The 21764-nt window shown below is 59.7% G+C and carries 21 protein-coding genes; 12 read left to right on the plus strand and 9 right to left on the minus strand.

Annotated elements, in window-relative coordinates; translation table 11 throughout:
• Nucleotides 1-32: 32 nt before the first annotated feature.
• The 9 genes from ABLU73_RS09025 to ABLU73_RS09065 all read left to right on the plus strand — a co-directional run bounded on the left by ABLU73_RS09025 (nt 33) and on the right by ABLU73_RS09065 (nt 9305).
• Nucleotides 33-164: a hypothetical protein gene (locus ABLU73_RS09025; RefSeq protein WP_004140630.1), complete on the plus strand. Its 132-nt coding sequence runs from the start codon at nt 33-35 to the stop codon at nt 162-164.
• Nucleotides 165-297: 133 nt separating this feature from the next.
• On the plus strand, nt 298-1497 hold the full coding sequence (lolC, locus tag ABLU73_RS09030; protein WP_004204582.1) for a lipoprotein-releasing ABC transporter permease subunit LolC: 1200 nt from the start codon (nt 298-300) through the stop codon (nt 1495-1497).
• Nucleotides 1490-2191, plus strand: a complete 702-nt coding sequence (lolD, locus tag ABLU73_RS09035) for a lipoprotein-releasing ABC transporter ATP-binding protein LolD (RefSeq protein ID WP_004204584.1) — start codon at nt 1490-1492, stop codon at nt 2189-2191. The genes lolC and lolD overlap by 8 nt, the downstream gene beginning before the upstream one ends.
• The gene (lolE, locus tag ABLU73_RS09040; RefSeq protein WP_008806005.1) at nt 2191-3435 is read left to right on the plus strand and encodes a lipoprotein-releasing ABC transporter permease subunit LolE; all 1245 of its coding nucleotides are present in this window, start codon (nt 2191-2193) and stop codon (nt 3433-3435) included. Before lolD ends, lolE begins: the two co-directional genes overlap by 1 nt.
• A gap of 48 nt (nt 3436-3483) precedes the next feature.
• Nucleotides 3484-4395 (plus strand): N-acetylglucosamine kinase, encoded by a 912-nt coding sequence (nagK, locus tag ABLU73_RS09045; protein WP_004204591.1) that lies wholly within the window; start codon nt 3484-3486, stop codon nt 4393-4395.
• Between the two features lie 14 nt (nt 4396-4409).
• A complete protein-coding gene (cobB, locus tag ABLU73_RS09050) occupies nt 4410-5240 on the plus strand; it encodes a Sir2 family NAD+-dependent deacetylase (RefSeq protein WP_017898959.1) in 831 nt (276 codons plus the stop codon).
• 90 nt (nt 5241-5330) lie between these two features.
• Nucleotides 5331-5675 (plus strand): hypothetical protein, encoded by a 345-nt coding sequence (locus ABLU73_RS09055; protein WP_057214320.1) that lies wholly within the window; start codon nt 5331-5333, stop codon nt 5673-5675.
• A gap of 280 nt (nt 5676-5955) precedes the next feature.
• Nucleotides 5956-7584 carry a long-chain fatty acid--CoA ligase gene (locus ABLU73_RS09060; protein ID WP_064187943.1) on the plus strand — a complete coding sequence of 543 codons (1629 nt, stop codon included), beginning with the start codon at nt 5956-5958 and terminating at the stop codon, nt 7582-7584.
• Nucleotides 7581-9305: an aldehyde dehydrogenase family protein gene (locus tag ABLU73_RS09065; RefSeq protein WP_348850152.1), complete on the plus strand. Its 1725-nt coding sequence runs from the start codon at nt 7581-7583 to the stop codon at nt 9303-9305. The genes ABLU73_RS09060 and ABLU73_RS09065 overlap by 4 nt, the downstream gene beginning before the upstream one ends.
• 44 nt (nt 9306-9349) lie before the next feature.
• Here ABLU73_RS09065 and potD read toward each other — a convergent pair whose 3' ends face one another.
• The 4 genes from potD to potA are packed head-to-tail and all read right to left on the minus strand — an operon-like array spanning nt 9350 to nt 13152.
• Entirely contained in the window at nt 9350-10396 is a 1047-nt protein-coding gene (potD, locus tag ABLU73_RS09070; protein WP_004206631.1) for a spermidine/putrescine ABC transporter substrate-binding protein PotD, read from the minus strand.
• Nucleotides 10393-11178, minus strand: coding sequence for a spermidine/putrescine ABC transporter permease PotC (gene potC / locus ABLU73_RS09075; protein WP_004150813.1), 786 nt, complete (start codon nt 11176-11178; stop codon nt 10393-10395). The genes potD and potC overlap by 4 nt, the downstream gene beginning before the upstream one ends.
• Nucleotides 11175-12032 carry a spermidine/putrescine ABC transporter permease PotB gene (gene potB / locus ABLU73_RS09080; protein ID WP_004150812.1) on the minus strand — a complete coding sequence of 286 codons (858 nt, stop codon included), beginning with the start codon at nt 12030-12032 and terminating at the stop codon, nt 11175-11177. Before potB ends, potC begins: the two co-directional genes overlap by 4 nt.
• The gene (gene potA, locus ABLU73_RS09085) at nt 12016-13152 is read right to left on the minus strand and encodes a spermidine/putrescine ABC transporter ATP-binding protein PotA (RefSeq protein WP_004150811.1); all 1137 of its coding nucleotides are present in this window, start codon (nt 13150-13152) and stop codon (nt 12016-12018) included. The genes potB and potA overlap by 17 nt, the downstream gene beginning before the upstream one ends.
• A 257-nt stretch (nt 13153-13409) precedes the next feature.
• On the opposite strand from potA, the gene pepT reads away from it, so the two are divergent.
• A complete protein-coding gene (pepT, locus tag ABLU73_RS09090) occupies nt 13410-14642 on the plus strand; it encodes a peptidase T (RefSeq protein ID WP_004206633.1) in 1233 nt (410 codons plus the stop codon).
• A 139-nt stretch (nt 14643-14781) separates the two neighbouring features.
• On the opposite strand, the gene ABLU73_RS09095 is transcribed toward pepT, so the two are convergent.
• The 3 genes from ABLU73_RS09095 to phoP form a co-directional block, all read right to left on the minus strand.
• The gene (locus ABLU73_RS09095) at nt 14782-15903 is read right to left on the minus strand and encodes a cupin domain-containing protein (RefSeq protein WP_004206634.1); all 1122 of its coding nucleotides are present in this window, start codon (nt 15901-15903) and stop codon (nt 14782-14784) included.
• A gap of 85 nt (nt 15904-15988) precedes the next feature.
• A complete protein-coding gene (phoQ, locus tag ABLU73_RS09100) occupies nt 15989-17455 on the minus strand; it encodes a two-component system sensor histidine kinase PhoQ (RefSeq protein ID WP_023317928.1) in 1467 nt (488 codons plus the stop codon).
• Nucleotides 17455-18126, minus strand: a complete 672-nt coding sequence (gene phoP, locus ABLU73_RS09105; RefSeq protein WP_004206636.1) for a two-component system response regulator PhoP — start codon at nt 18124-18126, stop codon at nt 17455-17457. Before phoP ends, phoQ begins: the two co-directional genes overlap by 1 nt.
• Before the next feature lie 282 nt (nt 18127-18408).
• Here phoP and ABLU73_RS09110 point away from each other — a divergent pair, with 282 nt between their 5' ends.
• A complete protein-coding gene (locus ABLU73_RS09110) occupies nt 18409-19215 on the plus strand; it encodes an AraC family transcriptional regulator (protein ID WP_004206637.1) in 807 nt (268 codons plus the stop codon).
• 83 nt (nt 19216-19298) lie between these two features.
• Nucleotides 19299-19661, plus strand: coding sequence for a cupin domain-containing protein (locus tag ABLU73_RS09115; RefSeq protein WP_114464874.1), 363 nt, complete (start codon nt 19299-19301; stop codon nt 19659-19661).
• Between the two features lie 54 nt (nt 19662-19715).
• Here ABLU73_RS09115 and purB read toward each other — a convergent pair whose 3' ends face one another.
• Complete coding sequence (gene purB, locus ABLU73_RS09120) at nt 19716-21086, minus strand: adenylosuccinate lyase (protein ID WP_004150804.1); 1371 nt, start codon at nt 21084-21086, stop codon at nt 19716-19718.
• Nucleotides 21087-21089: 3 nt separating this feature from the next.
• Nucleotides 21090-21731, minus strand: coding sequence for a high frequency lysogenization protein HflD (gene hflD, locus ABLU73_RS09125; RefSeq protein WP_004140557.1), 642 nt, complete (start codon nt 21729-21731; stop codon nt 21090-21092).
• Nucleotides 21732-21764: the final 33 nt, after the last annotated feature.

Genomic DNA, 21764 nt, shown 5'->3' on the forward strand with positions numbered 1-21764 from the left:
TTCATGGTCTCTTAGGGATTCGCTCTGCCGATATGGAGGGCAACTCGCTGATATTCAATAGTGAGATTATCCGCGATTGGTCTGGATTCGCCAACCCGAATTGCCATCGCGTGTTGGGTGAAGAAAGGTCAGCGCTGTCGATAAGCGTAAAGATAAATAAGTAAGTACTTATCTATCCGTTTGTATTTGCTTGGGTTTTAGGATTTTTGCTAATAAAGTCGTCAGGTATCAGTCATTTACGCTGCCCCTAATCGCTTATATACTCGGGAATCGGCTATCAGCAACCAGATGGATGACATGTATCAACCTGCCGCACTCTTTATCGGCCTGCGCTATATGCGTGGGCGAGCAGCCGACCGCTTCGGTCGCTTCGTCTCCTGGCTTTCCACCATCGGTATTACCCTCGGCGTCATGGCGCTGGTGACGGTCCTGTCGGTGATGAACGGCTTTGAACGCGAGCTGCAAAACAACATCCTGGGGCTGATGCCCCAGGCCATACTTAGCGCCAAACAGGGTTCGGTGAATCCCCAACAGCTGCCGGAGCGCGAGGCGAAACTCCAGGGCGTAACCCGGGTGGCGCCGATCACCACCGGCGACGTGGTGCTGCAGAGCGCGCGCAGCGTGGCGGTTGGGGTCATGCTGGGCATCGACCCGGCGCAGAACGATCCCCTGACCCCGTATCTGGTGAACGTCAAACAGAGCGATCTGCAGGCGGGTAAATATAACGTTATTCTCGGCGAGCAGCTGGCGGGTCAGCTGGGGGTTAATCGCGGCGATAAAATTCGCCTGATGGTTCCTTCCGCCAGCCAGTTTACGCCGATGGGCCGCGTGCCGAGCCAGCGCCTGTTTACGGTCATCGGCACCTTCGCTGCCAACAGCGAAGTCGATGGTTATCAGATGCTGACCAACATCGACGACGCTTCCCGTTTGATGCGCTATCCGCTGGGGAATATCACCGGCTGGCGCCTGTGGCTGGATAAACCGCTGCAAGTGGATACCCTCAGCCAGCAGACGCTGCCGCCGGGCACCCAGTGGCAGGACTGGCGCGAGCGCAAGGGTGAACTGTTCCAGGCGGTGCGCATGGAGAAAAATATGATGGGCCTGCTGCTCAGCCTGATCGTCGCCGTCGCGGCCTTCAACATTATTACCTCGCTGGGGATGATGGTGATGGAGAAGCAGGGCGAAGTGGCGATCCTGCAGACCCAGGGGCTGACGCCGCGGCAGATTATGGCCGTCTTCATGGTGCAGGGCGCCAGCGCAGGGATCGTCGGCGCGCTGCTGGGAGCGGTGCTTGGTGCGCTGCTGGCCAGCCAGTTGAATAATTTAATGCCGATCATCGGCGCCTTCCTTGACGGCGCGGCGCTGCCGGTGGCGATTGAGCCGCTGCAGGTCGTCGTTATCGCCCTGGTGGCGATGGCGCTGGCATTGTTGTCTACGTTGTACCCTTCCTGGCGCGCTGCCGCCACTCAACCCGCTGAGGCTTTACGTTATGAATAAGATCCTGCTGCAATGCGACAACCTGTGCAAACGCTATCAGGAAGGCAATGTGCAAACCGATGTCCTGCACAATGTCAGCTTCAGCATTGATGAAGGCGAGATGATGGCCATCGTCGGTACCTCCGGCTCCGGCAAAAGTACCCTGCTGCATCTGCTGGGCGGCCTCGATACCCCCACCTCTGGCGACGTGATTTTCTCCGGCCAGCCGATGAGCAAGCTCTCCACCGCCGCGCGCGCCGACCTGCGTAACCGCGAGCTGGGCTTTATCTATCAGTTCCACCATCTGCTGCCGGACTTTAGCGCACTGGAGAACGTGGCGATGCCGCTGCTGATTGGCAAAAAGAAGCCGGCGGACATTGAACGTCAGGCGAAAGCGATGCTGCAGGCGGTCGGGCTTGAACACCGCAGCCATCACCGTCCGTCGGAACTCTCCGGTGGCGAACGCCAGCGGGTGGCGATTGCCCGCGCGCTGGTGAACAAACCGCGACTGGTATTGGCGGATGAGCCGACCGGTAACCTCGACGCTCGCAACGCCGACAGCATCTTCCAGCTGCTGGGCGAACTGAACCTCGCGCAGCGCACCGCGTTTCTGGTGGTGACCCACGACCTGCAGCTGGCGAAGCGGATGAGCCGCCAGCTGGAGATGCGCGATGGCCGCCTGACCGCCGACCTGACCCTGATGGGGGCCGAGTAATGGCCTCTCCGTTATCGTTACTGATTGCATTGCGTTTCAGCCGCGGCCGGCGGCGCGGCGGCATGGTGTCGCTGATCTCGGTGATCTCCACCATCGGTATTGCGCTGGGGGTGGCAGTGCTGATCGTCGGCCTCAGCGCGATGAACGGCTTTGAGCGCGAGCTGAATAACCGCGTGCTGGCGGTGGTGCCGCACGGTGAAATCGAACCCGTGAACCAGCCGTGGAATAACTGGCAGGAGGCGCTGGCTAAGGTGCAGAAAGTGAAGGGGATAGTCGCCGCGGCGCCCTATATTAACTTCACCGGCCTGGTGGAAAGCGGCAGCAATATGCGCGCCATCCAGGTGAAAGGGGTCGACCCGCAGCAGGAAACCCGGCTCAGCGCGCTGCCCACCTTTGTGCAGAATAACGCGTGGGCCGGCTTCAAGGCCGGTGAACAGCAGGTGATTCTGGGTAAAGGCGTCGCTGATGCGCTGCACGTGAAGCAGGGAGACTGGGTGTCGATCATGATCCCTAACGCCGACGCCGACCATCAGCTGCTGCAGCCGAAACGCGTCAGGCTGCATGTGACCGGTATTTTGCAGCTGAGCGGCCAGCTCGATCATAGTTTTGCCATGATCCCGATGCAGGATGCGCAGCAGTACCTGGAGATGGGCGGCAGCGTGACCGGTATCGCCATCAAGGTCACGGACGTTTTCCATGCTAACAAGCTGGTGCGCGACGCCGGCGAGGTGACCAACAGCTACGTATATATCAAGAGCTGGATCGGCACCTACGGCTATATGTATCGCGATATCCAGATGATCCGCGCCATTATGTACCTGGCAATGGTGCTGGTGATCGGCGTGGCTTGCTTTAACATCGTCTCGACGCTGGTGATGGCGGTCAAAGACAAGAGCGGCGATATTGCGGTGCTGCGCACGCTTGGCGCAAAAGACGGCTTAATTCGCGCGATTTTCGTGTGGTATGGTTTATTAGCCGGATCGGTAGGCAGCCTGTTTGGGGTGGTGATCGGCGTGATCTGCGCGTTGAACCTGACGTCAATCATCAACGGCATCGAATACCTGATTGGGCATAAATTCCTCTCCGGCGACATCTATTTTATTGACTTCCTGCCGTCAGAACTGCACTGGCTGGACGTCTTTTATGTGCTGGTGACAGCACTGTTGCTGAGTTTGCTGGCCAGCTGGTATCCCGCCCGCCGCGCCAGCCGTATCGACCCGGCGAGGGTGCTGAGTGGCCAGTAATTTATCGTCATCGTCGGCCTGGCTGACGACACAAGAGGAATTGCTGAAATGTACTATGGATTTGACATTGGCGGCAGCAAGATAGCGCTGGGCGTATTTAATCAGGAGCGGCGGCTGCAGTGGGAAAAACGCGTCGCCACGCCGAAAAGCAGTTATGAGGATTTTCTCCAGGCAGTAGAGGCGCTGGTCCGCGAGGCCGATGAGCGCTTCGACCAGCAGGGGTCGGTTGGGATCGGTATCCCGGGGATGCCGGAAACGGCGGACGGCACGCTGTATGCCGCTAACGTGCCTGCCGCCAGCGGCCGGCCGCTGCGCGCCGACCTCAGCGCGCGGCTGGGACGCGATGTGCGCCTCGATAATGACGCCAACTGCTTCGCGCTGTCGGAAGCGTGGGACGATGAGTTTACGCAATACCCGCTGGTGATGGGGCTGATCCTCGGCACCGGCGTGGGCGGCGGCCTGGTGTTGAACGGTAAATCGATTACCGGACATAGCTATATCACCGGCGAGTTTGGTCATATTCGTCTGCCGGTGGATGCCCTGGAGGTGGTCGGGCGTGATTTTCCGCTGCTTCGCTGCGGCTGCGGCCAGCTGGGCTGCATTGAAAATTATCTCTCCGGCCGCGGTTTTGCCTGGCTGTATGAACATTTTTATCAGCAACCGCTCACCTCGCCGGAGATTGTGGCGCAGTGGCAGCAGCACGATCCGCGCGCCCTGGCGCACGTAGAGCGCTATCTCGATCTGCTGGCGGTGTGTCTGGGGAATATACTGACCATTGTCGACCCGGATTTGCTGGTGCTCGGCGGTGGATTATCTAACTTTACGGCCATTAGCGAAGGGCTGGCGCAGCGATTGCCGCGCCATCTTCTGCCGGTCGCCAGAGTACCGCGCATTGAGCGCGCGCGCCATGGCGATGCCGGGGGAATGCGCGGTGCGGCCTTCCTTCATCTGACCCATTAATCACAGAGGTAGCTATGCAGTCGCGCCGTTTACATCGATTGAGCCGTTTTCGTCGCAATAAACGTCAGTTGCGTGACCGTCTGCGTCAGCGGATTTTCTTTAGGGAGGACAGGATGAAGCCTGAAGCGATGGCCAAACCGAGAGTGGTGGTGTTAACCGGCGCGGGCATATCGGCGGAGTCGGGGATCAAAACTTTCCGCGCGGCCGATGGCCTGTGGGAAGAGCATCGGGTGGAAGATGTGGCGACGCCGGAAGGTTTTGCCCGCGACCCGGCGCTGGTGCAGGCGTTCTACAACGCCCGCCGTCGTCAGCTGCAGAGTCCGGAGATCGCGCCGAACGCGGCGCATCTGGCGCTGGCGCGTCTGGAGGATCTGCTGGGCGACCATTTTCTGCTGGTCACCCAGAATATCGATAATCTGCACGAACGCGCCGGCAACCGCCGGGTAATCCATATGCACGGCGAGCTGCTGAAGGTGCGCTGTTCGTGGAGTGGCCAGGTACTGGAGTGGACCGGCGACGTCACCGCAGAGGACAAGTGCCACTGCTGCCAGTTCCCGGCGGCGCTGCGTCCCCACGTGGTCTGGTTTGGCGAAATGCCGCTGGGGATGGACGAGATCTACAGCGCGCTGGCCGAAGCGGATATCTTTATCGCCATCGGCACCTCCGGCCACGTTTATCCGGCGGCCGGCTTTGTGCACGAGGCGCGGCTGCACGGCGCCCACACCGTTGAACTGAACCTGGAGCCCAGCCAGGTGGGCAGCGAGTTTGCCGAAAAGCACTACGGACTGGCGAGCGAAGTGGTGCCCGCCTTTATCGATAAGCTGCTACAGGAAAACGCGCTGTAAACTGAAGCAGCCTGCCGGGGACGAGGGCGACGCCCGCCGCCTCCGGCAACGCTGCTGACAAGGATGATACGTCATGACAGGAGTCAGACCATGCATAATCCGCTGGTTATCGAAGCGATCATGTTGTTCGCGGCCATTCTCGTTGGCGTCTGGAGCCAGCGTGCTTTACCGCTACACGCCGACAGCCGACCGATCCTCTTCCTGCTGTGTCTGTTCGTCGGCACCGGCAGCGCATTGTGCCTGCTGCTGGATGGTTTAGCCCTGCTGTTCACCGGTCAGGCCGCGAAGGGTGGTGTGCGAATATACGGCCCGTTGCTGCTGCTGGTGGCGCTGTGGAAACCCCTCAACGGGGTTGTCGGCATCATGGAGGGTGTTTTGCAGCGGCGAGCCGCAAAAGGGAAGGGCAAAGGCCAGCGCGACGGCGAACGACGCTGATCCGCTTCCCCCTGAGACGCGCATAACTTTCTCCTGGCTACCTTCAGCCCCCGGCGGTCGCTCTGACGATATGGCCCGGACCGGCGCCGGGCAATGACCTCCATCCTGCCATTCTCGGCTTCTCCTTTCTGAGCGATTTCCTACTCTATTTTGTGCGTGACCGCTGATTTCTGTACGTTTTTTTGTGCAGACCGGCAAATGTAGACCAGATTCAATAGGCGCCCGCGCGATCGCGCCGCACCCCTCAATTCCGCCGGAAGTCTGCAAAGGAGACCCCGCCATGCCGTCACCGATGATTTATCAGGATCTCACCACCACCGCGCTGCTCAGCCATGCGGCGCAATACCACAGCGAGACCGAGATCGTCTCGGTGAGCGCTGGCGGTGAGAAGGAGCGCAGCAGCTGGGGGGAGGTGGCCTGCCGCGCTCAGCGGCTGGCGTCGGCGCTGGCATCATTGGGGCTGCCACCGGGCGCCCGCTGCGCCACCCTCGCATGGAACAACCGTCGCCACCTGGAGATCTATTTTGCCGTCGCCTCCGGCGGCTGGGTAACGCATACCGTCAATCCGCGGCTGTCGGTTGACCATCTACTGTATATCCTCAACGACGCTGCCGACGAAGTGCTGTTCTTTGATCAGACCTTTTTGCCGCTGGTAGCGCAGCTGCTGGCGCAGCTGCCGACGGTGAAACACGTCGTGCTGATGGAGCCGCGCAGCGAAGCGGCGCTCAGCCAGCTGCCCTCATTGCTGTTTTATGACGATCTGTTGCAGCAGGGAATGGCAAACTATCGCTGGCCGCAGTTGAATGAACTGACGCCGGCCTCGCTCTGCTACACCTCGGGAACCACTGGCCGGCCGAAAGGGGTGTTGAATACCCATCGTTCGCTGGTCCTGCACGCTTTGAGCGGCAATCAGCCGGACGCCGCCGGGATATCGGCCAGGGACAGCCTGTTGCCGGTGGTGCCGATGTTCCATGTCAACGCGTGGGGGACGCCCTTTATCGCCGCCATGGTCGGGGCGCGGCTGGTGCTGCCGGGGCCGCACCTCGATGGCGACAGCCTGCTGCAGCTGCTGGCTGCCGAGAAAGTAACCGTGGGGTTTGGCGTGCCGGTGATCTGGGCCGGCTTGCTGGCGGCGATGCGTCGGACAGACGTGAGAATGCCTGAATTCAAACGTGCGCTGGTTGGTGGCTCCGCGCTGCCGCCGTCGATGGCCGAGGCCTTTCAGCGCGATTACGGCATTGCGCTGACCCACGCCTGGGGAATGACCGAAACATCGCCTATCGGCACCATCAACACGCTGTTGAGCAAACATGACGCCCTCCCGGCACAGGAGCAGCAAAAGCAGCGTACCGGTCAGGGGCGGCCTATTTTTGGCATCGAGCTGCAGGTGGTCGACGTGGATGGCGAACCGTTGCCCCGGGATGGTCAAAGTCAGGGGTATCTGCAGGTGAGGGGGCACTGGGTGGTAGAGCAATACTATGGTCAGGACGACAGCGCCCTGACCGCGGCAGGCTGGTTTGATACCGGCGATATCGGTACGCTCGACGCCAATGGTTATCTGGTGATTAGCGATCGGGCAAAGGATATTATCAAGTCCGGTGGCGAGTGGATCTCCACCGTTGAGCTGGAGAATATTGCCATCGCGCATCCGGCGGTACGCAGCGCGGCGGCCATCGCCGCCCGCCACCCGCGCTGGGACGAACGGCCGGTGCTGCTGTGCGTCCGCGCGGAAGGGGGGGAAGTGGAGGAGAGCGATCTGCTGGCCTGGTTTGAGAAACGGGTGCCTAAATGGCAGATCCCGGACCGGGTGATATTTGTCGATGCGCTGCCGGTCAGCGCCACGGGTAAGGTGCTTAAAAACCAGCTGCGCCAGGCCTACGGGGAAATTTTAATGAGTGAGGGACAATGAGCCACGCGCGACCCGGTCTGACGACCTGCTCTCAGTATGACGCAGCGCTGCACGCCTTGTCGGCGGCGCGCCAGCGCTGGGCGGAAACCTCAGTGAACCGTCGTCTGGCGCTCCTGCGCCAGATCAAGGATGCCCTGGCCAGCATAGCGCCGGCGTGGGTGGAGGCGGCGGCGAGGGCTAAAGGGCTGCTGGCGGGGGATCCGCTGACGGGCGAAGAATGGCTGGCGGGCCCCTGCGCGCTAATGGTCGGCTGCAACGGGCTTATCGCCACCCTGGAGCAACTGGAGGAGAAAACCTTTCTGCGGCGGATCCCGCTCAGGACGCTGGCGGACGGCCGGCTGGCGCTGCGGGTGGTGCCCGGCACACTCTGGGATCGGCTGCTGCTCTCCGGTATTCGCGCTGAAATTTGGATGCAGCCGGGAGTCACCCGGGCCAATCTCGATCGCTGCGCGGCAGCCGCATACGACATCCCGCCGGCCGCGCGGCAGGGCAAGCTGGCGCTGGTGCTCGGCGCCGGAAATGTGGCCTCTATCGCGCCGCTGGACGTGTTACACAAGCTGTTTATTGAAAATCAGGTCTGCCTGCTGAAGCTCAACCCGGTGAATGATTATCTGCACGATCTGCTGGCTCAGGCTCTGGCGCCGCTGATCGCCATGGATGCGCTCCGCATCGTCACCGGCGACGCCCGGGCGGGGGCGTGGCTGACCACCCATCCCGCTGTCGATGAGATCCATATCACCGGATCGCGGGAGAGCCATGACGCCATCGTCTGGGGCGACGGTGAGACCGCTCGCCAGCGTCGGGCCGCCGGGATGCCGCTGAACCCGCGCCGGGTGACCTCAGAGCTGGGCGGGGTCAGCCCCACCATTATCGTCCCCGGGCCATGGAGCGAGGCGGATATCGCTTTTCAGGCGCAGCAGCTGGCGACGCAGAAAATGAACAACGGCGGGTTTAACTGCGTGGCCAGCCAGGTGCTGATCCTGCAGCAGGGCTGGGAGCCGGCGTCGGCCCTGCTTAACCAGCTGTACCGGCTGATCGCCGCCAATACCCGCCCGGACTATTACCCCGGCGCGGAAAACCGGCTGACTGACTTTCGTCTGCGCGCCCGCCAGCCGCTGGAGATAGCGCGCGGCGACGCGCTGCCGTTGATTGTGGCGAACACCGAGGATGACCCGGCGTTCTGCCAGCAGGAGGTCTTTGGCCCGGGGCTGTCGGTCACCCGCCTTGAGGCCGACAGCGCGGAAAGCTTTCTGCGCCAGGCGATCGGCTATGCCAATCAGCGGCTGCAGGGCACGCTGGGGGCCAATATTGTGATCCACCCGCGCACCCGCAAAGCGATTGGACGTAAGCGTTTTAACGCGCTGATCGCCGAGCTGCGCTACGGCACGGTGGCGATCAACTGCTGGAGCGGGGTGGCCTTCCTGTTAGCCCCTTGCCCGTGGGGGGCGTTCCCTGGCCATACGCTCGACGATATTCAGAGCGGGCGGGGCAAGGTGCATAACAGCTTTATGCTGGAGAAAACCGAGCGCACGGTGATTGAGGCGCCGTTTCGGCCGTTTCCGCGCAGTCTGTGGCATGGCGAACTGACGCTGATGCCTTTGCCGCCCTGGTTTATTACCCACCGGGGGCAGGAAGCGGTGGCGAAACGGCTGGTGGATTTTTACCATCGGCCGCGCTGGCGCAAGCTGCCGGCGATCCTCTGGCGCGCGCTGAGAGGCTAAACTGAGGGGAAAAAAGGGCGGAACCGCGGTTCCGCCCTGCGGGATTAGCGGCCCGCTTTCAGCTTCTGGTAATACTCTTCATAAATGGCGCTGGCGCTGCCGACGTCATTCTGCCATTCGCCTTTTTCGATGGTGGCGGCGTCCGGATAGAGCGATTTATCGTTGGCCACTGCCGGGCTGAGCATTTTGCGCGCCGCCAGGTTTGGCGTGGGATAGCCGATGGTTTCCGCGACCTGTTTGGCGACATCCGGGCGCAGCAGGAAGTTAATCAGCTTCAGCGCGCCGTCGACGTTCTTAGCATTTGCCGGAATCGACAGGCTGTCCATCCAGAAGATGCCGCCTTCTTTCGGCCAGATCACTTCCAGCGGGGTACCGGCCTGGCGTGCGACATAAGCCGAGCCGTTCCATACCATCCCGAGGTTCACTTCGCCTTCCATATACGGGTTCGCCGGGTTATCGGAATTAAACGCCGCGACGTTGGGCATCAGTTTTTTCAGCTCGTTATAGGCGGCTTCAATCTCTTTCGGGTCGGTCGTGTTGCCGGAATAACCCAGCTTACGCAGCGCCATCTGGAACACTTCGCGCGCGTCGTCGGTCAGCAGCAGGCTGCTTTTGTATTCCGGTTTCCACAGGTCGGCCCAGCTGGTGACGGTTTTCGGATCGATAGCGTCGCTGTTAACGCCGATAGCCGTCGCCCCCCAGATGTAGGGGATGGAGTAGTCGTTATTCGGGTCGAACGGTTTGTTCAGCATCTGCGGATCGAGGTTGCTGAAGTTAGTCAGCTTGCTCTTATCGATCTTCTGCAGCATACCTTCTTTGCGCATCTTGTCGACGAAGTAGGTCGACGGGACGACCAGATCGTACGCTCCGTCTTTATAGGTCTTGAGTTTGGCGTACATGGTTTCGTTCGACTCGTAGGTCGAGTAAATAACCTTGATGCCGGTCTCTTTGGTGAACTGCTCCAGCAGGCCCGGCGGCACATATTCGGTCCAGTTGTAGAAGTAGAGCGTTTTGCTGTCGTCCGCGTGGGCAGCGCTCATGCCGATTGCCAGAGCGCCCGCCGCGAGCAGGTGGCGTGACCATTTTTTCATTTTAACGTCCCCTGAGTTTTATCACGTGCAATTAACTGACTGGCGATGACCATCACCAGCGACAGAACCAACAGTATCGTTGCCAGGGCGTTCACCTCTGGCGAAACGCCGACCTTGACCATCGAATAGATCTTCAGCGGCAGGATTTCATACCCCGGACCGGTGACGAACGAGGAGACCACCACGTCATCCATCGACAGCGTGAAGCTCAGCAGCCATCCGGCGGCCACCGCCGGCAGGGCCAGCGGCAGGATGATTTTACGCAGGATGGTCATCTCGCTGGCGCCCAGATCTTTCGCCGCCTCCAGCATCCGCACGTCAAAGCCTTTCAGCCGGGAGTATACGGTGACCACCACAAACGGCAGGCAAAAGGTGATATGCGAAAACAGCAGCGACCAGAAGCCAAGCTGGACGCCAATCAGCATAAACAGCACCAGCAGGGAGATAGCCATGACAATATCTGGCGACATCATCACTACAAACAGCATACCGCTAACGAACGGTTTGCCGCGAAAGCGATAGCGATACAGCGCCACGGCGGTCAGCGAGCCGATAAGGGTGGCGAAGGTCGCCGAAAGCACCGCCATGGTCAGCGAGTGCTGGGCGGCCTGCAGCAGGCTATCGTTGTTCATCAGCAGGCTATACCAGTCGGTGGTGAACCCCTGCCAGTTGATGCCGAAGCGCGACCGGTTAAATGAGTTAACGATCAGGATAATAATAGGGATGTAGAGATACGCGTAGATGGCGGTCATAAAGCCGCCGCGCAGCAGTCGACCGATCATTCCAGCTCCACCTTTTTATTCAGCAGGCGCGCCGCGCGCCAGTAAATCAACAGCATCAGGCCCATCACCAGGGTTAAGGTAATGCTGGTTGCCGCGCCGAACGGCCAGTCGCGAATATTGAGGAACTGGCTCTTGATCACGTTGCCGATCAGCAGGTTCTTGGCGCCGCCCATCAGGTCGGAAACGTAGAATAGCCCCATCGCCGGCAACATCACCAGCAGGCAGCCGGCGATGATCCCCGGCATGGTTAGCGGAATGATGATGCGGATAAACGTCTGCAGCTTGCTGGCGCCGAGATCTTTCGCCGCTTCCAGCAGCGGACGGTCCAGTTTCTCAATGCTGGAGTAGAGCGGCATCACCATAAACGGCAGCAGGATGTATACCAGGCCGATAATCACCGCCGACGGGGTGAACATAATGCGTATCGGCGTGTCGATCACTCCCAGCCACAGGAGAAACTCGTTAAGGTAGCCTTTGGTGCTGAGGAAAATCTTCAGCCCGTAGATGCGGATCAACGAGTTGGTCCAGAAGGGAACGATCAGCAGGAACAGCAGCAGGGGGCGCACCTTCTGCGGCAGCCGGGCAAGGAACCACGCAAACGGGTAGCCCAGCGCCAGGCAGGCGAGGGTCGCCAGCAGCGCCATGTTCAGCGAATGCAGCAGCACGTCGTAATAGAGCGGATCCAGCAGCCGCGAGTAGTTGTCCAGCGTGAAGACCAGCTTGACGAAGTTAGCGTCGTCGCGGGTCAGGAAGCTGGTGGCGATGATCATCAGGTTGGGCAGAAAGACAAACAGCACCAGCCAACCAACGATGGTGGCGATCACCACATTCTGGAATTTACTGGTGTTCTTCATCGGCCAGCACCACCTCCCAGCTCTCTACCCAATTGATAGACATTTTCTGATCAAGAGAGTGGTCGAAATCCGGGTCGTCTTCGTTAAAGAATTCGCTGACCATCACCATTTTGCCGTTTTCCAGCTCCACCACCGACTCGAGGGTCATGCCCTTATAGTTGCGCTCGCGGACATAGCCTATCAGGCCGTCGGCGTCGCTGTTGTGGTGGATCTCATCGACGCGCAGATCTTCCGGGCGCAGCAGGACATGCAGGCGCTGGCCGGCCTCCACCGCAAAATTGACGGTGATGTTGCATTCACGCCCTTCCACGCTGGCCCGCACGCGCTGTTCGTCGAGGCGTTCAATGACCGTGGCGTCGAAGATATTGATCTCGCCGATAAAGCTGGCGACGAACAGGTTTTTTGGCTCTTCGTAGATCTCGCGCGGGGTGCCGTCCTGCTCAATTTTGCCATCACGCATTACCACGATGCGATCGGACATGGTCAGGGCCTCTTCCTGGTCGTGAGTGACGAAGACGAAGGTGATGCCGAGCTTACGCTGCAGCGCTTTCAGTTCGTTCTGCATCTGCTTGCGCAGCTTGTAATCCAGCGCCGAAAGGGACTCATCGAGCAGCAGCAGGCGCGGTTTGTTGACCACCGCGCGGGCGATGGCCACGCGCTGCTGCTGGCCGCCGGAGAGCTGGTGCGGTTTGCGCTGGGCAAAGGCCTCCAGCTGCACCATCTTTAAGGCATCCATCACCCGCGGTGTGATTTCCGCCGCCGGGGTTTTCTGCATCCGCAGGCCAAAGGCGACGTTCTCGAACACCGTCATATGCGGAAACAGGGCGTAGCTTTGGAATACGGTATTAACGTGGCGGTTTTCCGCCGGAACATGAGTGATATCGTGATCTTCGAGATGGATCCGTCCGCTGTCGACGTTTTCCAGGCCGGCAATAAGGCGCAGAACGGTGGTTTTACCGCAGCCAGAGGGGCCAAGCAGGGTGAGAAACTCACCATTGTTGATGGTCAGGTTAAGGTTATCGATGACCGTTTTACCATCAAAGCTCTTGCGAATTCCCGCCAGATGCACCAGCGGCGAACGCGAACGCGGTTGTATATTCAATTTTTGACTCTGTCCCATGTAGACGCAACGGAAATTTCCGGCCGCTGCGGGGTTTGTGATTAACCACCTTTGGGGTTGCACGTTTTTAATAAGGGCCAGCATTCTACGGCAAACGAGGGTAATCGCCAATCCTTGATACGCCCGCATAGTCTACCTTTACACCATAAAGTCGGTTCCGTTATTAAATTTCGCTTTACGGGCTAAAAATGACCTGACGCAATATTTGTCTTTTCTGGCTTATCAATAATGTTGTCACAAAAGAAGAGGGTGGCTACATGGATAAATTGCTTGAGCGTTTTTTGCAGTACGTTTCTTTGGACACGCAGTCGAAGCCTGGCGTTCGTCAGGTCCCCAGCACGGAAGGGCAGTGGAAGCTGTTACGCCTGTTGCAGGCGCAGCTGGAAGAAATGGGACTGGTCAAGGTAACGCTGAGTGAAAAAGGGACGGTAATGGGAACCCTGCCCGCCAACGTTGAGGGCGATATCCCGGCCATCGGCTTTATCTCTCACGTCGACACCTCCCCGGATTTCAGCGGCAAAAACGTTAACCCGCAGATTGTCGAAAACTATCGCGGCGGCGATATCGCGCTCGGCATTGGCGATGAGGTGCTCTCTCCGGTGATGTTCCCGGTTTTGCATCAGCTTTTGGGGCAGACGCTGATCACCACCGACGGGAAGACGCTGCTGGGGGCGGACGACAAGGCCGGCATCGCCGAAATCATGACCGCGCTGGCGACCCTGCAGGCGAAAAACATCCCCCACGGCGATATCCGCGTGGCCTTCACCCCCGATGAAGAGGTGGGAAAAGGGGCGAAGCATTTCGACGTCGAGGCCTTTGACGCCCGCTGGGCCTACACCGTAGATGGCGGCGGGGTCGGCGAACTGGAGTTTGAAAATTTCAATGCCGCCTCGGTGACCATTAAGATCGTCGGCAACAACGTGCACCCCGGCACCGCGAAAGGGGTGATGGTTAACGCGCTGTCGCTGGCCGCGCGCATTCATGCCGAAGTGCCGGCCGACGAGGCGCCGGAGACCACAGAAGGCTATGAAGGCTTTTATCACCTCACCAGCATCAAAGGCAGCGTCGATCGGGCCGAGATGCACTACATCATCCGCGATTTTGACCGCAAGCACTTTGAGGCGCGCAAGCGCAAGATGATGGAGATCGCCAAAAAGGTGGGCAAGGGGCTACATCCGGACTGCTATATCGAGCTGGTGATCGAGGACAGTTATTACAACATGCATGAGCAGGTGATCGCCCACCCGCACGTGGTCGATATTGCCCGCCAGGCGATGGTGGACTGCGATATCGAACCGCAGATGAAACCGATCCGCGGCGGTACCGACGGCGCGCAGCTCTCGTTTATGGGACTGCCGTGCCCGAACCTGTTTACCGGCGGCTACAACTATCACGGCAAACATGAGTTTGTCACCTTGGAAGGGATGGAGAAAGCGGTGCAGGTGATCGTGCGTATCGCCGAGCTGACGGCGGCACGAACAGGGAAATAGCCTTCGCAACCAGGCCGGTCATTCTGCTTGTCGCATAAGATGCCGGATGGCGGCTTTGCCTTATCCGGCATACGGTCCAGCCGGTGACTGCAGAACCCGTAGGCCCGGCAAGCGCAGCGCCGCCGGGCAGGATGGAGACTCAGTCGCCAAAGAACCAGTAGCCGCTGTTGACCAGCGCCGCCAGCATGGCGAGGAAGGAAGGATCTTCCAGCGCATCGCCAAAATGGTCGGCGCGCAGCGTCAGGTGGGTAGCTAAGGCGTCCAGCGCCGGACGGTGCGGGGAGTTGATCTTCTCGCCATTGACGAACACCTCGCCGTCAATGCGCAGCACCCGCAGGCCGCCAAGGCGTTCCAGGGTATCGCCCTGCTGCAGGGCATCATAAATCTCGTCAGGCTGATACGGCGGCTCCGGCGGCGCGACGTCAAGTTCATGACGCGACTGGGTGATAAACTCGCCGAACCACTGCTTAAAGTGCTCCGGTTGGTTAATCAGCCCCAGCATCATCTCGCGCAGGCGGTCGAGTTCGGCCGGTAAAATATCCGCCGGATGGTCGCGCGACGGCACGTCTGGATCGGCGTAGCGCTGGCTGCCCAGTTCGCGCTGGAGAACGTAGTCGGCAAATCCGCTGAACAACTCGCGGGCATTCGGCGCGCGATAGCCGACCGAATAGTTGAGCGAGTTTTCCAGCGAATACCCCTCATGCGGGAATCCTGGCGGAATATAGAGAATATCCCCCGGCTCCATTTCTTCATCGATAATCGCCTCGAAGGGGTCAACCTGCAGCAGGTCCGGATGCGGGCAGTGCTGTTTCATCGGCACTTTTTCCCCGACGCGCCAGCGTCGACGGCCGGTGCCCTGAATGATAAACACATCATACTGATCCAGATGCGGGCCGACGCCGCCGCCCGGTACTGAGAAGGAGATCATCAGGTCGTCGATACGCCAGTCCGGCAGGGCGCGGAACGGATGCATCAGCGCCGCAGACGGCTCATGCCAGTGGTTAACCGCCTGCACCAGCAGGGACCAGTTGTTTTCGCTCAGGTGATCGTAGCTTTCGAAGGGACCGTGACTGACCTGCCATTTTCCATCCTGATGGCTGACAAGGCGGCTATCGACCTCGCTCTCCATGGCCAGTCCAGCCAGTTCGTCCGGGCTCAGCGGGTCGATAAAATTGGCGAAGCCGCGCTTCAATACTACCGGCCGTTTTTGCCAGTAGCGTTCGATAAAGTCGGGCCAGTTAAGCGTTAATTGATAATCCATATTGATATTCCACTGCAGGTGTCTGACAGGGATTATAACGGATGCGGCGCCCCGGCGATGCAGGCGCCGTGAAAAAACTCAACGATTAACTCTCTTTATCTTCCATCAGCTGGCGGCCAAACACCACCTCCATGCAGGCGCCGCCGAGCAGGCTCTCGCCGGCGATGATCTCCCCGTCATATTGTTCGACGATTTCCCGGGCGACGGAGAGCCCCACCCCCTGGCCGGGACGCAGAGTATCCGCCCGCTGGCCGCGGTCGAAGACGGCGCGGCGCTGGCTCAGCGGGATCCCCGGCCCATCGTCTTCCACCAGGATGTGCAGATGGCTGTCGGTGGTCTGGCGCACGGAAACCTCCACGAACTCCAGGCAGTACTTACAGGCGTTATCGAGAACGTTGCCCATCACTTCCATAAAATCGTTCTGCTCGCCGACAAAACTGATCTCCGGCGAGATGTCGAGCGAGATATTGACCCCCTTGCGCTGATAGACCTTATTGAGGGCGGAGGTCAGGCTGTCGAGCAGAGGGGCGATCGGGTGTAGTTCCCGGCTCAGCAGGGTGCCGCCGCTGCGCATGCTGGCGCGATGCAGATAGTAGCCAATTTGTTGCGAGATACGGCTGATCTGCTCCAGCATCACCGGCTCCGCCTCGTCGACGCTGATCTTCTCGCCGCGCAGCGAGCGCAACGTGCTCTGCATCACCGCCAGCGGCGTTTTCAGGCTGTGGGTGAGATCGGTGAGGGTGGTGCGGTATTTGTCATAGCGTTCACGCTCGCTGCGAACCAGCCGGTTAAGGTTGCTCACCAGTCGGGTCAGCTCGCGGGTGGTGTTGGGATTGAGCTTCTCGCGGTGATGTTCCTCCAGCTCGCGCACCTCTTTGGCCAGCGACTCGATGGGGCGCAGGCTCCACCAGGCGGCGACCCACAGCAGGGGGATCACCAGCAACAGGTTGGCGGCCAGCACGTAGATAAACCAGCTCCACACCATATAGCTGCGCTTGAGCTCCACCGGGATGGTGTCGACCACCACGATACTGAGCTGGGGCATTTTGCTGGTGGCTGGGTAGAAGTTGATCGCCACCGAGTGGGTCATCTCCGAATCGTCGCCCTGTTCGCGGATGGCGTCCAGCTGTTCCTGAACCTCATGGTTATTGCGCAACAGCATACTGCTGCTGTCGACATCGGCTTCAATTTCATGGAAGCCATTGCGTTTCAACCAATCCGGTTGAATGCGCTTCGTCAGCCAGGGGACATCGCGCTGCGCCCACAGTAGCTTGCCCTTCTCATCGTAAATAAGGGTCACCGTCGGGCTTTCCATATTCAGATTTTCCGGGATATCGACATCAATGGCGCCGTTCTCCCATTTGGCCAGCATATAAAAGAGATTGCTCTCGCCGCGTAGCAGACGGAAGGTGGTTTTATCGAAGCTGACGCTGTAGCCCACCAGCGCCACCATGCCATAGGCCAGGGAGAGCACCAGCACCACCCCGGCGGTCGCCAGCAGGAAGCGAACCCGTAATGACAGCGGGAAAATATGCCGCAACAGTCCCTTCATCAGCGCAGTTCGAACAGATAGCCCTGGCCGCGCACCGTGGTGATGACGTCCTGCGGGTATTCAGCCTGAATTTTCTTACGCAGCCGGCCCATCAGCACGTCGATGGTATGGCTTTCACGCAGTTCGGCATCCGGGTAAAGCTGGAGCATCAGGGAATCTTTACTGACCACTTTGCCGCGGTTGCGGATCAGGGTTTCCATAATCGTGTACTCAAAGGCCGTCAGCTTGATCGGCTGATCGTTCACCGACAGCTCGCGGCGGGAGAGGTCGACCTGAAACGGCGGCAGAGAGATCACCTGCGAGGCCAGGCCGCTGTTGCGGCGCAGCAGCGCCTGCATGCGGGCGGCAACCTCTTCAATATGGAAAGGCTTAGTGACGTAATCATCCGCCCCGGCGCTCAGCACTTCGACTTTATCCTGCCATCCTTCGCGGGCGGTCAGCACCAGCACCGGCAGCGACACGTCGTGGCTGCGCCAGCGGCGGATCAACGATAATCCATCTTCGTCCGGCAGGCCGAGATCGACGATGGCGATATCCGGGAGATGTTCGCCCAGATAGTAATCCGCTTCCTTGGCATCCTCTGCGGCATCGACCTGATGGCCCAGCTCCTGGAGCTGAACTTTGAGGTGGTGACGCAGCAGGGCATTATCCTCAACCACGAGTACGCGCATGGCTGTTCTCCCTTGCAATTTCGAAAGTAGTCTGACGTTTATTATATACGCAAAATATAAACAGCTGTTAAATAAAGCTTTTTATACAAACGGCGTGGAGCATCGCCGGGCAGGCCGGCGTTGAGCGGCGCCTTTTGCGCAGCGGGTATGGAACTCCTTCATTCTATGCGTAATTTCAGCAAACGCCCAGCGGCTGGGCGCGGCAGTGAGCGGGTTGGTGATGTTAATTTTTTGTGTAATAGTGCTCGAATCCTCCCTCATGAACGCCGCAGGTTATTCATTATGTCTCAGCAGCAGAGCGCGGATTGGGTCAGGCTGGCGCAATCGCCCAGCCGCACGGAGCGCATCGAAGCCTTCTTCGGCGGCCACGGCTACGAGCCGCACCGGCATGATACCTACGCCATCGGCCAGACGATCGCCGGCGTGCAGAGCTTTCACTATCGCGGCGGGCTACAGCACAGTCTGCCCGGCGGGACGATGGTCCTTCACCCGGACGAAATACACGATGGCGAGGCGGGCACCGAGGCGGGGTTTCACTACCGCATGGTCTACATTGAGCCAGCGCTGATCCAGAAGATACTCGGCGGCAGGCCATTGCCGTTTATCCCCGGCGGCCTGTCGGCGGATCCACGGCTAGGTCGCGCCGTGCAGCCGCTGTTGAAAGCGGTCACGGATACCTTCGAGCCGCTGGAGGAAGAAGACGCCCTGTACGACCTGGCGCAGACCCTGGCCGTGGTCGGCGGGCAGCGTTCCCGTCGCCAGGCGTTTGATTATCAGGCGGCGGAGAGGGCTCGGGAGTATATCCATGCCTGTTTTATGCAGGATATGACCCTCGACACCCTGTCGCAGGTCAGCGGCCGGGACCGCTGGAGCCTGAGCCGTGATTTCAGAACGCTGTACGGCACCAGCCCGTGGCGCTACGTCATGATGCGCCGGCTCGATTTTTGTCGCCAGCGGATGCGCGCCGGGGAGCGTCTGGTGGATATTGCCGCTGACGCGGGGTTTGCCGACCAGAGCCACATGACGCGCCAGTTTATCAGCCGCTTTGGCCTCTCTCCGGGGCGCTGGCTGCGGGCGATCCGCGGCTAAGGCGGCGCAGGTTGCACAATCGTTCAAGCGTGACCGCGGCGCGGTGAACTATGCTGACTGCCTTTATCACAAGGAGACAGCCTATGTATCAACTCGTTAATTTTGCTCATAAATTTTCCCTGTTCAGCGAACAATGGCAGCCCAAAGTGGTGGCCGAAATGAATGACTATCAGTTCAAGATCGTGCGCATCGCCGGCGACTTTATCTGGCACAGCCACCCGGAAACCGATGAGACGCTGATGGTGGTGGAGGGGGTATTGCGCGTGGACTTTCGCGACGGACATGTGCTGGTGAAGGCCGGGGAGATGATCGTCGTGCCGCGCGGGGTGGAACATAAGACCTCGACGGAGACGGAAGCGAAGCTGATGCTGATTGAACCGCGCGGGGTGTTAAATACCGGCCACGAGGGCGGCGAGCGGACGGCGGTGAACGACGTTTGGATCTGATCGCTTTCCGGCGATAAAACGCCCCTCTTTCCGGCGGAAAGAGGGGCAGGGCGATTACTTCAGCTCGTCAACCATGGTGGTTGCCCGACCGATATAGTTGGCCGGGGTCATCGCTTTGAGACGCACTTTTTCCTCTTCCGGCAGGGCGAGGCTGTCAATAAACTGCTTCATCCCTTCCGCGTCCACGCGTTTGCCGCGGGTCAGCTCTTTCAGCTTCTCGTACGGTTTTTCGATACCGTAACGACGCATCACGGTCTGGATCGGCTCAGCCAGTACTTCCCAGTTGTGATCCAGTTCGTCCAGCAGGCGATCCTGGTTCAGCTCCAGCTTGCTGATCCCTTTGAGGGTGGACTGATAGGCGATCAGCGCATAGCCGATGCCCACGCCGAGGTTACGCAGGACGGTGGAGTCGGTCAGGTCGCGCTGCCAGCGGGAAACCGGCAGTTTGCTGGCCAGGTGCTGCATGACCGCATTGGCCAGGCCGAGGTTGCCTTCGGAGTTTTCGAAGTCAATCGGGTTCACCTTGTGCGGCATGGTGGAGGAGCCGATTTCCCCGGCGATGGTCTTCTGTTTGAAGTGGTTGAGCGCGATGTAGCCCCACACGTCGCGATCGAAGTCGATCAGAATGGTGTTAAAGCGCGCGATGCAGTCAAACAGCTCAGCGATATAGTCATGCGGCTCGATCTGCGTGGTGTACGGGTTCCACTGAATGCCCAGCGAAGTAACAAACTCTTCGCTGAACTGATGCCAGTCGACTTCCGGGTAAGCGGCGATGTGGGCGTTGTAGTTACCCACCGCGCCGTTGATTTTACCAAGGATTTCCACCTGGTTCAGCTGACGGTACTGGCGCTCCATACGGTAGGCGACGTTGGCCATCTCTTTACCCATGGTGGACGGTGTCGCTGGCTGGCCGTGGGTACGGGAGAGCAGCGGCACATCGCGGTACTGGGTCGCCAGATCTTTTACCGCGTCAATCAGTTTGCGCCAGTAAGGCAGAACCACTTCGTCGCGGGCGGTTTTCAGCATCAGCGCGTGGGAGAGGTTATTGATGTCTTCGGACGTACAGGCGAAGTGAATAAACTCCGACACGGCGTGCAGTTCGGCGATGTCAGCGACTTTCTCTTTCAGAAAGTACTCTACCGCTTTCACATCGTGATTAGTGGTGCGCTCGATGGTTTTGATGCGCTCGGCGTCTTCGACGCTGAAATCGGCAACGATTTTGTCAAGGAAACCGTTTGCGTCGGCAGCAAAAGCAGGAACTTCCTTGATCGCTGCGTGGGCGGCCAGTTTTTGCAGCCAACGTACTTCCACCTGAACGCGGAATTTCAGCAAACCGAATTCGCTGAAGATACCGCGCAGCGCGCTGACTTTATCGCCGTAGCGGCCGTCTACAGGGGAAACGGCGGTCAGTGAGGATAATTCCATAGATCACAACTCCGGGGTTAAATGAGCAAGAATTTGCTTTGCCTGGTTAACCAGACGATTACGGGAAAACATAAGCTGGAGACGTCCGCCGCCCACCTGATGCCAGAGCACCGCGGCGCGAATACCCGCAAGCAGCGCTGAGCGAACTTTCGCCTGCACCTGCGGGCTTTGCAGCACGGCAGGGGAGCCGGTCACCTGAATACGCGGGCCCAGCGGGCTTATCACATCGACATAGATGCCCGCCATGGCGCTGAGCAGCGTTTCGGACTGCAGGTCAAAGTGCTCCAGCTGACGGTGCAGGCCGGCGATGCGGTTGCCGAGCGTGTCCATCGCCCCTTTACTGGCGGCGAGCTTGCGCTCCAGCACCATCAGGCTCAGGGTATAGCGGGTGAGTTCCGCATTGAGGCCCTGACGGCTGCTGGTATTGAGCACCCCGAGCAGCGTTTCAAGGCCGAGGCGAAGATTGGCTTCACTGCCACCGAACACCGCCAGCGTCGACTCGGGATCGAGGTCGATGATGCTGTTCAGCGACACATGCAGGGCATCGCTGTCGCAATGTCCCTGATGCGCCAGTTGCTGAACCAGTCGCGCCGCCTGGCAAACGCCAGCCAGCGCCAGGGTGATGTCATAGTAATTCTTCGCCACACATACTCCTTGTCAGCCGCCGGGGCGGTTCGT

Origin of the sequence: Klebsiella sp. GG_Kp175 (assembly GCF_040062325.1) — a bacterium.
Taxonomy (GTDB): domain Bacteria; phylum Pseudomonadota; class Gammaproteobacteria; order Enterobacterales; family Enterobacteriaceae; genus Klebsiella; species Klebsiella quasipneumoniae.

Coding starts and splice junctions, on each gene's coding strand:
- pepT (WP_004206633.1), top strand. CDS start 13,410: ATGGATAAATTGCTTGAGCGTTTTTTGCAGTACGTTTCTTTGGACACG.
- potC (WP_004150813.1), bottom strand. CDS start 11,178: ATGATCGGTCGACTGCTGCGCGGCGGCTTTATGACCGCCATCTACGCG.
- potD (WP_004206631.1), bottom strand. CDS start 10,396: ATGAAAAAATGGTCACGCCACCTGCTCGCGGCGGGCGCTCTGGCAATC.
- lolC (WP_004204582.1), top strand. CDS start 298: ATGTATCAACCTGCCGCACTCTTTATCGGCCTGCGCTATATGCGTGGG.
- ABLU73_RS09065 (WP_348850152.1), top strand. CDS start 7,581: ATGAGCCACGCGCGACCCGGTCTGACGACCTGCTCTCAGTATGACGCA.
- ABLU73_RS09025 (WP_004140630.1), top strand. CDS start 33: ATGGAGGGCAACTCGCTGATATTCAATAGTGAGATTATCCGCGATTGG.
- ABLU73_RS09055 (WP_057214320.1), top strand. CDS start 5,331: ATGCATAATCCGCTGGTTATCGAAGCGATCATGTTGTTCGCGGCCATT.
- potB (WP_004150812.1), bottom strand. CDS start 12,032: ATGAAGAACACCAGTAAATTCCAGAATGTGGTGATCGCCACCATCGTT.
- ABLU73_RS09115 (WP_114464874.1), top strand. CDS start 19,299: ATGTATCAACTCGTTAATTTTGCTCATAAATTTTCCCTGTTCAGCGAA.
- phoQ (WP_023317928.1), bottom strand. CDS start 17,455: ATGAAGGGACTGTTGCGGCATATTTTCCCGCTGTCATTACGGGTTCGC.
- ABLU73_RS09110 (WP_004206637.1), top strand. CDS start 18,409: ATGTCTCAGCAGCAGAGCGCGGATTGGGTCAGGCTGGCGCAATCGCCC.
- lolE (WP_008806005.1), top strand. CDS start 2,191: ATGGCCTCTCCGTTATCGTTACTGATTGCATTGCGTTTCAGCCGCGGC.
- ABLU73_RS09095 (WP_004206634.1), bottom strand. CDS start 15,903: ATGGATTATCAATTAACGCTTAACTGGCCCGACTTTATCGAACGCTAC.
- phoP (WP_004206636.1), bottom strand. CDS start 18,126: ATGCGCGTACTCGTGGTTGAGGATAATGCCCTGCTGCGTCACCACCTC.
- cobB (WP_017898959.1), top strand. CDS start 4,410: ATGCAGTCGCGCCGTTTACATCGATTGAGCCGTTTTCGTCGCAATAAA.
- purB (WP_004150804.1), bottom strand. CDS start 21,086: ATGGAATTATCCTCACTGACCGCCGTTTCCCCTGTAGACGGCCGCTAC.
- ABLU73_RS09060 (WP_064187943.1), top strand. CDS start 5,956: ATGCCGTCACCGATGATTTATCAGGATCTCACCACCACCGCGCTGCTC.
- lolD (WP_004204584.1), top strand. CDS start 1,490: ATGAATAAGATCCTGCTGCAATGCGACAACCTGTGCAAACGCTATCAG.
- nagK (WP_004204591.1), top strand. CDS start 3,484: ATGTACTATGGATTTGACATTGGCGGCAGCAAGATAGCGCTGGGCGTA.
- potA (WP_004150811.1), bottom strand. CDS start 13,152: ATGGGACAGAGTCAAAAATTGAATATACAACCGCGTTCGCGTTCGCCG.